We start from the raw sequence: 11,355 nt of genomic DNA on the forward strand, positions 1-11,355 counted from the left end.
CGCCGACTGAGTAGTCAGGCAGGTCGGCCCCTGCGCGAAGGTGCCCGACCGGCATCGGCTAGGAACATCACATGCCGCGCTACCTGCTCTTTCCCGGCCGCCACCATCTGTTGACCCGCTTCCAGGCGGAGTACCTGCGCCAGCTCGCCGGCTCCGGCGACGGCGACGGCGACGGCGACGGCGACGGCGACGGGGCCACCGTGGTCTGGGCGGTCACCTCGGCCAACCACGAGAACACCCGGCGCAACCCGGTCCCCTACCACCGCCGGGAGGCGGCGATCGAGCGGTTCAGCGTCCTCGCCGGGCTCCGCTCGGTGGTCGTGCCGGTCTTCGACACCGCCGTGACGGACCGGTTCGCCGAGGTGACCCTGAAGAACGTGGCGGCGACCACCGGCCTGGAGCTGACCCCGGCGGACACGGTGGTCGCCTGCTCCACCCCGGAGGTGGCCGCGATGTACGAACGGCTCGGCTTCCCCATCGCCGGGGTGGAGGCCGACGTCGCGCCAGCACCCGCCCGGCCGTGGGACGTGCTCCTGCGGCTGGCCGACGGCGACCCGTCGTGGCGGGACCTCGCCCACCCCGCGACGATCGACGTGTACGCCCGCTACCGCCTCGACGACCTGGTGCGGGCGGTGGTCAACGACCCCGTCGTCGGCGACGAGGGCGGCCTGACCCCCACCCGCGACTACCGGACGTACGCCGAGGCGTTCGCCGACGCCGCGCAGCGCAAGTGGGCGGCGGTGCGCGAGCGCGTCCGGCCGGGGCGGATCGTCGACATCGGCTGCGGCGCCGGCGCCGTGCTGGAGTTGGCCGACCGGGAGCCGGCCCTGCGGGAGAGCGACCTGATCGGCGTCGAGGTGGCCCGGCACCTGTTCGAGGAGTGCGTGCACAAGAAGGCACAGGGCTTCTTCACCAACCCCAACGTCTTCTTCTACCGCCGCAACGTGCTCGGCGGGGCGGTGTTCGCGCCGCGCTCGGTGGACACCACGATGACCTTCGCGCTGACCCACGAGATCTGGTCGTACGGCGACAGGATGGCCTCGCTGCGCCGGTTCGTGCAGGCCATCTACGACCACACCGTACCCGGCGGGGTATGGATCAACAGCGATGTGTGCGGGCCGGACGGCCAGGACCGGACGGTGCGACTGCGCCTGGCAACGGCGGACGGCACCAACCCGGCCCGGCCGCGCACCGACCTGGCGTCCCTGTCGCCGGCGGAGGCGGCGGCCCACGTCGCCGGGCTGTCGACGCGGGCCCGGCTGGATCAGTTCGCGGTCGACTGGCGGTTCCCGTTCGCGTACCGGCCGGTGGCGGACCCGGCCGGGGCGGTGGTGGAACTGACGCTGGGCGCGGCGATGGACTTCCTGACCCGCAAGGACTACACCGACAACTGGCTGTCGGAGACCCAGGAGCAGTTCTGCGGCCTGGAGTACGCCGACTGGAAGGCGCTGCTGGCCGACGTCGGCTTCGAGGTCGGCCCCGCCAGCGGGCCGTACCGCAACCACTGGATCGCCACCAATCGCCTCGACCCGGTCGCCGCCCTGTCCACCCCGGACGGCCGGCCGCTGGACTGGCCGGTCACCCACGTCCTCCTGGTCGCCCGCCGCCCGGTCAACACCTGACCCGGCCGCCACCCGGCGATCCCGGGGACGACACCGGACCGGGTCGGGAACGGGAAGCGGCCCGGGACGAAAGCGTCCGGGGCGGCCTTGAGCTACCCGGGACCGCCGTGAGATTCTGATGCGTCGATTAGTCGCCGCGCGGGGCTGACAGTCGTCCGATGGGCAACCGGGGGCCAGCACGGCCTGCGGTGGACGGCGGCAACTGCGATGACCACCGGGCAGTCCGTCCACGAGTCCGCCCGCCGCCGAACCGGCGCACCCGCAGGTGCGAGCCACCCGTCACCGGCCCGGGCGAGTCTCCGTCGTACCCACGAAGGACACTCCACCATGCAGAACCCGATCAGCCCCGGGTGCCCCGCGCAGCCCCCACCGTCACGCCCGGCCCGGTCCGCTCGCCGCCGCTGGCCGGCCCTCGCCGCGAGCCTGCTGCTCGTCGCGGCGGCCTCGGCCACGGTCAGCCCGCCGAGCGTCAGCGCGGCGACCACCACCCCGGTCGCCGTCACCGTCAACGCGCGGGCGGGACTGGCGACCGTGCCGGACACCGCGCTGGGCGTCAACCAGGCCATCTGGGACCAGAACCTGGGCACCGACGAGACGTCGGACCTGTTGCGCGGCGCCGGCGTGAAGATGCTGCGGTACCCGGGCGGCTCGTACGCCGACATCTACCACTGGAAGACCCACACCGCCCCCGGCGGGTACGTCGCCCCCAACACCGACTTCGACACGTTCATGGCCGGGGCCCGGCGGGTCGGCGCCCAGCCGATGATCATCGCGAACTACGGCACCGGCACGCCGGCCGAGGCCGCCGACTGGGTGCGGTACGCCAACGTCACCAAGGGCTACGGCGCGAAGTACTGGGCGGTCGGCAACGAGAACTACGGCAACGGCCACTACGGGTCGGCCTGGGAGGCCGACGACCACCCCGACAAGAGCGCCACCCAGTACGCCCGGCTGGTCGTCGACTACGCCGACGCGATGAAGGCGGTCGACCCCACCATCAAGGTCGGCGCGGTGCTGACCATGCCGGGGAACTGGCCGGACGGCATCACCGCCGGGGCCGACCCGGGGCCGTGGAACCGGACCGTACTCTCGATCGCCGGGCCGAAGATCGACTTCGTGGACGTGCACTGGTACCCGGGTGGCAGCGCCGCCGAGTCGCTGGCGCGCACCGGCCACATCGACGACGCCGCGCACCTGCTGCGCCAGCAGATCGCCACGTACGCCGGGCCGAACTCGGGACGCATCGGCATCAGCTTCACCGAGCTGAACGTCGACACGGGCCGGACCACCCAGCCGGGGGCGCTGTTCCTCGCCGACGCCTACAGCGACCTGCTGGAGAACGGGGTCTTCACGGTGCAGTGGTGGAACGTGCACAACGGCATCGGCACGGTCTCCGAGGTGGCGGGGCACACCGACTACGGGGACTTCGGCATCCTCTCCAGCGGCAACTGCACCGCCGACGGGTCGGTCTGCCAGCCACCGCTGAACACGCCGTTCGCGCCGTACCACGGGCTGTCCATGATGAACCTGTTCGCCCGGGCCGGCGACCAGTTCGTCCGCGCCGGCACCAACGAGCCGCTGGTCACCGCGCACGCCGCGCGCCGGGCCAACGGGGACCTCGCGGTGCTGCTGGTCAACAAGGACCCGGACAACGAGCACCCGGTCACCATCGACTACGCCGGGTTCACCCCGTCGGGCGCCGCGCCGACGGTGCACACCCACACCAACGGCGCCACCGCCATCACCACCGGCCAGTCCGGCAGCGCGACCAGCCGGGTCCTGCCGCCGTACTCGCTGACCACGCTCGTGCTGCGCCCGGCCGGCGCGGCCACCGGGCAGCCCGGCGCGCCGGGCCAGCCCACCGCCACCGCCGTCACCGACCGGGGCGCGACCATCTCCTGGCCCGCGGCCGCCCCGGGCCGCAGCCCGATCGCCAAGTACGAGGTGTACCGGCAGAACGGGGCGATCAGCGAGCAGCTCGGCGAGACCTCGGCGACCTCGCTCACGGTCGGCAACCTCGTCCCCGGCGGCAGGTACACGGTCAACGTGCTGACCCGGGACACCGCCGGCCGGGTCTCCTGGTCCTCACCGCCGCTCACCTTCACCACCGGCAGCCCCGCCACCAGTTCGTGCGGTATCCGCCTGACCGACACCTCGAACTGGGGCAACGGCTACGTCGGCGCCGTCGACATCGTCAACAACGGAGCCGCCCCGATCAACGGCTGGACGCTCACCTGGACCTGGCCCACCACCTGGCAGCAGGTGAACAGCGGCTGGAGCGCGAACTGGGAGCAGGTGGGCCGGACCGTCCGGGTCACCAACACCGCCGACAACCGGCAGATCGCCGGCGGCGGGGGCAGCACGAGCGCCGGCTTCGTCGGCTCGTACGGCGGCCCGAACGTCCTGCCGACCGCGTTCACCCTCAACGGCGTCGTCTGCACCGTGCTGTGACCTCGCCGTCGGCCCGGGCCCGGCACCCGCCGGTCCCGGGCCGACGGTCTCACCCGGGCGGGTGCGGCCCCAGTGCCCCGGGCCTCCCCCGTACACCACCACCAGGAGCGCCATATCCGACACCAGGCCGGATCATGATGGGAGATCTTGGAGCGAAATGGCCCCTCCAGGCGGTCCCATTTCGCTCCAAGATCTCCAGCCATCCCAATAGGTGGTACGGAATTCCTGGGAGGTGGACAAGTTCGGGCGGGTTCGGCAGGGGGCGGTGATCAGCGCGGCGGCACAGGGCTCCCGTGGGGGCGGGACCGGCGGCGGGACAGAGTGGCCGGTCGCGCGGCGACCGCCGCACCGGAGACAGCCGCGCACGCGGCTTCGATATGCGAGCCTGGAGGCAGCGCCGACAGATTGGAATGTCGGCCAAGGCGTTATGACGCGCTACTATGCGTAACCTGCGCCGTTCCCGCTCGAAACTCGGGTGCCGTGCGTCAGGAGGCGGAGAGCCGGCCCAGGTGGTCGCCGAAGCGGTGAGTTGGCCGGTAGCCCTGCGCGCGCGCCCGGCTGATGTCCAGCACCATGGCCCGGGCGAGTTGGTCGACGGCGTACCGGGTCAGCACCGGCGCCCGGCGGGTCAGCCGGGACAACGCGGTCGCCGCGCCCGCCGCGCCGGCGGCCAGGCCCACCGGCAGGTGCGCGAGCCGAACCGGGGCGCCCGTCGCGGCGAGCGCCGCGCGCAGCACGGCGTCCCGCGAGTACGGCCTGTCGTCGGCGATGTTGTACGGGCCGGGCGTCCAGTCGGCCGCCGCCAGGGCGGCGTCCGCCAGGTTCTGCACGGCGGTGAGGCTGAGCCGGACGTCGGGGCCGGGCACGGGCAGCCACCCGCCCCGGCGGGCCCGCAGCAGCCGGGGCAGCAGGTGCGGGTCGCCGGGCCCGTACACGGCGCGGGGGCGCAGCACGACGGCCCCGGCCGCCAGCGCGAGCCGCTCCCCGGCGGCCTTGGTGCGCCCGTACGCGGAGAGCTGCCCGTCGACCGGGTGGTCCTCGGTGACCAGGGTCGCTCCCCCGGGCCGGTAGACGCTGGCGCTGCTCATCCAGACCAGCGGGCGGTCCCCGACGGCGTCGAGCAGCCGGGCCGTGCCGTCCACGTTGACCGCCCGGTAGGCGCGCTCGGCCGCCGGGCCGGGCACCGGGTCGCCGACGGCCGCGGCGAGGTGGATGACCACGTCGGCCCCGGCGAGGTCGGGCACGGCGCGGCCGGCGTCCCACGGCACGTGCCGGCCGACCGGGCCGGGACGCCGGCCGAGGCAGCGCACCCGGGCCCCGGCTGCCTCGGCGGCCCGCGCCACGGCGGCCCCGCAGAAGCCGCTCGCGCCGGTGACCACCACCTCGACCCCGGTGAGGTTCACCGGCCGGGCCTGATCACCAGTCGCGCCCAGCCGGGCAGCGCCGCGCGCCCGTCGGCGCGGGCCCGCACCACGACCGGCCGGTACGACGCCAGGGCGGCGAGGGTGTCGGCGAGCTGCGCGCGGGCCAGCCGGGCCCCCGGGCAGGAGTGCGCGCCGGCGCCGAAGACCAGCCGGGCGGTCCGGGCCGGCGCCGGCGCGGCGCAGTCCGGCCCGGCGAGGTGTGCCCCGGCGGCATGCCGGGCGACCAGCAGCAGCCGGTCCCCGGCCCGGACCGGGCAGCCGGCCACGGTCGCGGCCCCGGCGGCCACCCGGGGCAGCACCGGGCTCGGCGCGGTGACCCGCAGCAGCTCGTCGACCAGGACGGCCCGGCTACCGGCCGCGTCGGCCCGGTCCCACAGCCGGTCGTCGGCGCACCAGGCGACCGCGCGCGGGATGCCGGACACGGTGGTGTTGACCGCGGCGAGTGCCAGCATGCCGGCCAGGCCGGCGTGCTCCGGCGGCAGGTCGAGCAGCTCGGCCAGGTCGGCGACGGCCCGGCGGGCGGCGCGGGCCCGCCCGGGTGGGCGCGGGCCGGGGAGCTGCTCGGCGGCGGTCGTGGCGGCGGCGTGGCGGGCCGCCTCGGCCAGCGCGACCGGGTCGGCGTCCACCCCGAGCAGCGCCGCCGTGGTGGCGCCGGCCAGCTCGGCGACCACGGGCACCAGGTCCACCGGTTCGCCTGACCCCAGTGGGGCCAGCCGCCGCAGCAGCACCGCCGTCCAGACCGGACGCAGCCGGGCCACCCCGGCGGGGCCGAGGTTGTCGGTGAGGGCGCGGCGGGCCTGCCGGTGCTCCGGGCCCTGCTGGTCGAACAGGAGCCCGTCGGTGCCGAGCCGGTGGGCGGTGCCGCCCACGGTGCCGGCGGCGGCCCGGTCCAGGGGGGTCCGGGTGAGCGCGTCGAGGTAGCCGTCCGGGTCGTGCACCACCAGCGTCCGGCCCAGCCGCACCGCCGGCCAGCGGCGGGTCGCCGCGAGCAGGGTGAACAGCACCGGGTACCGCCGCAGGTAGACCCGGCGGTCCCGGCGTCGTCCCCGGCTCGGCGCCGGGCGCCGCGCGTCCCGGGCGGGGGCGTCGGCCGGGCCGTCAGCCACGGCGTCGACCGTCCACCAGGGCTCGTCCACGCGCCCGGCGCGGGCGCCCCCTCGCCGGTCAGCCATGGCGGCGTCCGCCCGCCGGGGCGTGCCGACCGGTCGCGGCGGCGGCGAGGGTGGCCGCGGCGGCCCGGTCCGGCTTGCGGGACCGCCCGGAGGTGGGCACCGGGGCGAAGACCAGCGAGTCGGGGCGGGCGGCCCCCATCCGGGCCAGGACCGGGCCGAGTGCGGCCCGCAGCCGGCCCGGGTCGGCGCCCGGCTCGGGCTCGACGACGACGACGAGCCGTTCGTCGCCGTCCTCGGCCGGCACGCCGACCAGTACCGCCAGGTTGACCCCGGGGACGTGCAGGGCCGGCTCGTACAGGCCGGGGTAGATGTTCTCCGCGCCGCGCAGGATCATGTCCTTGCTCCGCCCGCCGAGGACGACCCGACCGTCGTCGAGCCGGGCGACGTCGCCGGTGTCCACCCAGTCGTGCGGGGCCTCGCCCAGGTAGCGGTGCGCCTGGCCGGGGCCGGTTAGCAGCAGCCGCCCGTCCGGCTCGACCCGGGTCCGCACGCCCGGCAGCGGCGCCCCGACGAGGTCCCCCTCGCCGGTGAAGGCGGCCTTCTCTCCGGCCTCGACGGCGGCGGCCGGAAAGAGTTCGGTCAGCGCGTACACCCCCCACGCCTGCTCGGCGCCGGCCCGCCGGAGCCGGGCGAGCAGGGCGGCGCTCACCGGCGCCGAGCCGCTGTAGAACCGGCCGGACAGCCGGGGCCGCCGGGCCAGCAGCGCCCGCAGCTGGGGCGGGGTGAGGTAGCTGGCCTGCGGGCGCAGCCGGGCCACCTGCCGGGCGAGCACCCGGGGCGACCGGGCCGGCAGGGCGACGGGGGCGCCGCTGGCCAGGGCGGGCACCAGGACGAAGAACATGCCGCCGAGCACCGGTTCGTCGGGTAGCGGCCGGACCAGGTCTGCGACGGCGCGCATCCCGGCGTCCAGCCCGGCCCGCCGGTGGACCACCGCCCGGGGGCTGCTGGTCGTGCCCGAGGTGAAGATGACGACGGCGTCGCCGTCCTGCCCGGTGCGGTCGGGCACCGGCCCCGACCGGGGGCACAGTGCCGGGGCGCAGCCGGGCAGCCGACGGCCCACGGTACGCACCGGGCCCAGCTCGGCCAGCCGGGGCAGGGCCAGCTGGGCCCGGCCGGCCAGCGGTCGCGCCCACCCGGCGACCGCCTGCGCCGCCGCGTCGGCGACGACGAGGGCGGGGCGGGCCAGGGCCAGCCGCGCGGTGAGCACCTCCGGGCCGGCGCTGGGGTCGAGCACCGCCGCCCGCAGCCCGAGCCGGTGCGCGGCGAGCAGGATCGACAGCGCCCGGGGGCCGGGGCGGACCGCCACGCCGAGGGTGTCCCCGGCGGTCAGCCCGTGGTGGTGCAGGGCTGCGGCGTACCCGTCGGCGAGGTCGGCCAGCTCGCCACGGGTGGCGCGGATGCGGGGCCGGCCGGACCGGGCCGTGGTGAGCACCGCCGGCCGGTCAGGGTGGCGGCGCAGCGCGGCGGCCAGTTCGTCGAGCATCGGAAACCCGCTCTCCTGGTGCTGGGGTGTCGGTCAGCGGGGGTCCGGGGACAGCCGGCCGCTGCCCCGGTCCAGGTACCAGGCGGCGGTGCGGCGCAGCCCGTACGCCCGCAGCCGGCGGGTCGAGTTCTCCACCACCATCGTCCGGTCGTGCACGATGTCGCCGGTGTGGCGGCGTACCCGGTTGAGGAACTCCCGGTCGGTCGGCGACGGGCGGCGCGGCATGCCGCCGGCGCCGAGGTAGGCGGCCGGGGTGATCGCCATGTTGTTGCCGGCGTGCATCCGGTACGGGGCCAGGTGGCCGGGCCCCCGGTGGGCGGGCCGGAGCCGGCCGAAGGCGGCGGCGACGGCGACCAGGCCGCGGAACACGGCGCGGCCGACCGGGCCGTGCTCGTCGCGGCGGGCCTCGATCCGGCCGCAGGCCATCGCCGCGCCGCCGGTGAGCGTGCGGCGGGCCGCCGCCACCCAGCCGGGCCGGGGCAGGCAGTCGGCGTCGGTACGGGCCAGCAGCGTCGCCCCGTGCGCGATGGCGTGCCGGAAGCCGGTGTCCACGGCGGCGCCGACGCCCCGCTGCCGCTCCTCGACCAGCAGGGTCGGCACCGGCGACCGGGCGGCGAACCGGCGAACCGCCTCGACGGTGCCGTCGGTGGAGGCGTTGTCCACCACCAGCAGGGTGAAGTCGAGGTCGGTCTGCCGGGACAGCGCATCCAGGGTGGCCCCGATCCGGGCGGCCTCGTTGTAGGCGGGCACGACCACCCACAGCGCGGTCACGACTTCTCCCAGACCATGGTCATCACGCTGACGCCGCCGCCGAGGCCGATGAACAGCACCCGGTCGCCGGGGCGCAGCCCGGCGTCGACGCGGGCGAGCTGCACGCCGAGCGTGGCGCTGGCCAGATTGCCCAGCTCGGCCACGGTGATCTCCAGCTTGTCCCGGGGTACGCCGGTCACCTCGACGAACCGGTCCAGGTAGGGCAGGGTGACCTGGTGGACCAGCACCCGGGCGTAGTCGGCCCAGTCCAGCCCGGTGCGGTGCCGGACCCGGTGCAGGATGTCCGTGCCGATCTTCTCGAACACGTCGCGCAGCGCCCGCCCGTCGCCGGTGAAGTAGGTGTGCTCGTCGCCCCGGGGATGCCGGGAGCCGCCGCCGGGGATGCCGCCCACCGTCCAGTGCTCGGACCAGGTCTCGGTGTCGACGTCGACGATCCCGCCCCGGGCGACCGGTTCCACCAGCACGGCGGCCCCGGCGTCGCCGAACGTGTAGCCGGCGAAGGCGCTGCGGGCCTGGTCGAGGTCGGTGAGCTGCCAGCGCATCGCCCGGGTCGGTGTCTCGCCAGTCACCACCAGGGCGCGCCGGGCGCGGCCGGCGAGGACGGCCGACCGGGCCAGGTCGATGCCGTTGAGGAAGCTGTTGCAGGCGTTGGTGACGTCGAGGGCGTGCGCCCGGCCGCCCAGCTCCGCCTGCACGATGTGTGCGGTGGCCGGCTCGACGACGTCCCGGCTGGCGGAGGCGAACAGCAGCAGGTCCACCTCCTCCGGTTCGCGGCCGGCGGCGGCGAGCGCCTGCCGGGCGGCGCGGACCGCCAGGGTCGAGGCGTACTCCCCGTCGCCGGCCATCCGGCGGGAGGAGATGCCGGTCATCCGCGACAGCAGCCCGTCCGGCAGGTGCAGACCGCTGGCCTCGGCGATGCGGCGGTGCAGTTCGGCGGTGGGCACGACCTGGCCGGGCAGGCTCGCGCCGACGGCGGTGATGCCCACTCGTTCCCGGGCGGAAGACGGCGCTGACGTGGGGGCGATCATGCGTTGAGCTTGCCCAACGCCGCCGGCGGGCGGATGAGTAGGGGTGCTCATGTTCGCCGGGTGACCGCCCGGACACGCCACCGCCCGGGCCCGGCCGCGCGGTGGCGGTGGACGGGCCCGGGCGGGCGTCGGGCGGGGGCCGTTCCGCGACCGGGTCGCGGGATCCGCCGGCCTACCGGTAGAGGGTGATCGCGACCTCGGCGCCGTACTCGATCGGCTGGGTGAGCGGCAGCGTGAGGGACTCGCCCCACCACGGCGGCGGAGGCGGCGGCCGGCGCCACCACCAGTACAGCCACCACCAGAGGTCGTTGCCGCACCAGGCCGAGTAGAGGTAGTCGTCGACGGCCACGAGCGCCACCGGGCCGCCCGGTTTGGCGGCACCGGCCGCCGTCGTCACCGACTGCTGCCACCCGCCGGCCATGTTGGTCACCACCCGGACCGCGCCGTCGGAGCCGGCGAAGAACACGTTCGACGGGCCGCCGGTGAACTGCGCCGCCGCGAGGCGGGCACCGGGCGGGGCCGCGCCGGCACCGGTGATCGCCACCGGCTGCCAGGGCTCGGGGCGTGGGCCGAAGGCGAAGCCGACCTGCCAGATCCGGCCGTCCAGCCCGGTGACGTACGCCTGCACGCCGGCCGTGGCGGCCACGGCGACCCCGCCGCCGGGCGGCGCCAGGCCGGCCGGACCGGCCGGGATCGTCGCCCAGGTGCCGGCGGAGGTACGCCAGACCGAGGTCAGCGCACCGTCTGCGCCGACGAAGACCACCCCCGGCATGGTGGACTGCCAAGCCGCGGCGACGACCGCCCCGGGCGGCGCGAGGCCGGGCGCGGACACCCGCTGGGGGCCGAAGCTGGGCTGCACCCTGCGGTAGTAGGAGGTGCTGTAGATCGCCCCGTCGGTCCCGGCGAAGAAGACGTGCACGTAACCGGCCGAGTCGGTCACCGAGCTCACGTGCGCGCCGGGTGGGGCGAGGTTGGCCGCCCCGTCCCGGTACACGCTGATGTTGGAGGTGGCCGAGCTGGTGACGGCGGCGACGAGCCCGCCCTGGGTGCCGATGACGAACGCGGCGACGTTGCCGTCCGGCTGCCGGGCGGCGGCGACGCCCGCCCCCGGCGGGGCGACCGGCGTGCTGCCGAACGGGGTGATGCCGGCCGTCGACGCCCGGTAGAGGCGCCCGTCCTGGCCGACGGTGAAGCTGACGACCTGCGACGCCGCGGCCTGCGCGGCCCGCGCGGGTGGCGCCCCGGTCGGGGTGACGGTCAGAGCCAGTGCGGCTGCGACCGCCACCGCGACGCGGGGGCGCCGGAAGCGGGTGGATATCACGATGTCCTCTCCGTTCGCCGGGTACCGGGAGGACAGGTTCCCGGCCCGGGCGAGGTCATCGCCAGAAACCGGCTGAACGGGTA

8 protein-coding genes are annotated in these 11,355 nt (G+C 76.2%); 2 read left to right on the plus strand and 6 right to left on the minus strand.

The features are described 5' to 3' along the window. Nucleotides 1-71: 71 nt before the first annotated feature. Nucleotides 72-1,622, plus strand: a complete 1,551-nt coding sequence (locus ACH4T9_RS17605) for a class I SAM-dependent methyltransferase (RefSeq protein WP_396672387.1) — start codon at nucleotides 72-74, stop codon at nucleotides 1,620-1,622. Between the two features lie 327 nt (nucleotides 1,623-1,949). Continuing rightward, nucleotides 1,950-4,073, plus strand: a complete 2,124-nt coding sequence (locus ACH4T9_RS17610; RefSeq protein ID WP_396672386.1) for a cellulose binding domain-containing protein — start codon at nucleotides 1,950-1,952, stop codon at nucleotides 4,071-4,073. A gap of 485 nt (nucleotides 4,074-4,558) precedes the next feature. Here ACH4T9_RS17610 and ACH4T9_RS17615 read toward each other — a convergent pair whose 3' ends face one another. The 6 genes from ACH4T9_RS17615 to ACH4T9_RS17640 all read right to left on the minus strand — a co-directional run bounded on the left by ACH4T9_RS17615 (nucleotide 4,559) and on the right by ACH4T9_RS17640 (nucleotide 11,272). Then, the gene (locus ACH4T9_RS17615) at nucleotides 4,559-5,476 is read right to left on the minus strand and encodes an NAD-dependent epimerase/dehydratase family protein (RefSeq protein ID WP_396672385.1); all 918 of its coding nucleotides are present in this window, start codon (nucleotides 5,474-5,476) and stop codon (nucleotides 4,559-4,561) included. After that, nucleotides 5,473-6,669, minus strand: a complete 1,197-nt coding sequence (locus tag ACH4T9_RS17620; RefSeq protein WP_396672384.1) for a cytochrome P450 — start codon at nucleotides 6,667-6,669, stop codon at nucleotides 5,473-5,475. The genes ACH4T9_RS17615 and ACH4T9_RS17620 overlap by 4 nt, the downstream gene beginning before the upstream one ends. Then, nucleotides 6,662-8,152: a class I adenylate-forming enzyme family protein gene (locus ACH4T9_RS17625; protein WP_396672383.1), complete on the minus strand. Its 1,491-nt coding sequence runs from the start codon at nucleotides 8,150-8,152 to the stop codon at nucleotides 6,662-6,664. Before ACH4T9_RS17625 ends, ACH4T9_RS17620 begins: the two co-directional genes overlap by 8 nt. 33 nt (nucleotides 8,153-8,185) lie before the next feature. Then, nucleotides 8,186-8,923, minus strand: a complete 738-nt coding sequence (locus ACH4T9_RS17630; RefSeq protein ID WP_396672382.1) for a glycosyltransferase family 2 protein — start codon at nucleotides 8,921-8,923, stop codon at nucleotides 8,186-8,188. Further along, nucleotides 8,920-9,951 (minus strand): 3-oxoacyl-ACP synthase III family protein, encoded by a 1,032-nt coding sequence (locus tag ACH4T9_RS17635; protein ID WP_396672381.1) that lies wholly within the window; start codon nucleotides 9,949-9,951, stop codon nucleotides 8,920-8,922. The genes ACH4T9_RS17630 and ACH4T9_RS17635 overlap by 4 nt, the downstream gene beginning before the upstream one ends. A 172-nt stretch (nucleotides 9,952-10,123) precedes the next feature. Further along, complete coding sequence (locus ACH4T9_RS17640) at nucleotides 10,124-11,272, minus strand: hypothetical protein (RefSeq protein ID WP_396672380.1); 1,149 nt, start codon at nucleotides 11,270-11,272, stop codon at nucleotides 10,124-10,126. Nucleotides 11,273-11,355: the final 83 nt, after the last annotated feature.

It is taken from the genome of Micromonospora sp. NPDC020750, from assembly GCF_044334565.1.
GTDB lineage: Bacteria > Actinomycetota > Actinomycetes > Mycobacteriales > Micromonosporaceae > Micromonospora.

Bases quoted from the DNA above. Each gene is read 5' to 3' on its own strand.
- ACH4T9_RS17605 (WP_396672387.1), top strand. From the start codon at position 72: ATGCCGCGCTACCTGCTCTTTCCCGGCCGCCACCATCTGTTGACCCGC.
- ACH4T9_RS17610 (WP_396672386.1), top strand. From the start codon at position 1,950: ATGCAGAACCCGATCAGCCCCGGGTGCCCCGCGCAGCCCCCACCGTCA.
- ACH4T9_RS17620 (WP_396672384.1), bottom strand. From the start codon at position 6,669: ATGGCTGACCGGCGAGGGGGCGCCCGCGCCGGGCGCGTGGACGAGCCC.
- ACH4T9_RS17625 (WP_396672383.1), bottom strand. From the start codon at position 8,152: ATGCTCGACGAACTGGCCGCCGCGCTGCGCCGCCACCCTGACCGGCCG.
- ACH4T9_RS17635 (WP_396672381.1), bottom strand. From the start codon at position 9,951: ATGATCGCCCCCACGTCAGCGCCGTCTTCCGCCCGGGAACGAGTGGGC.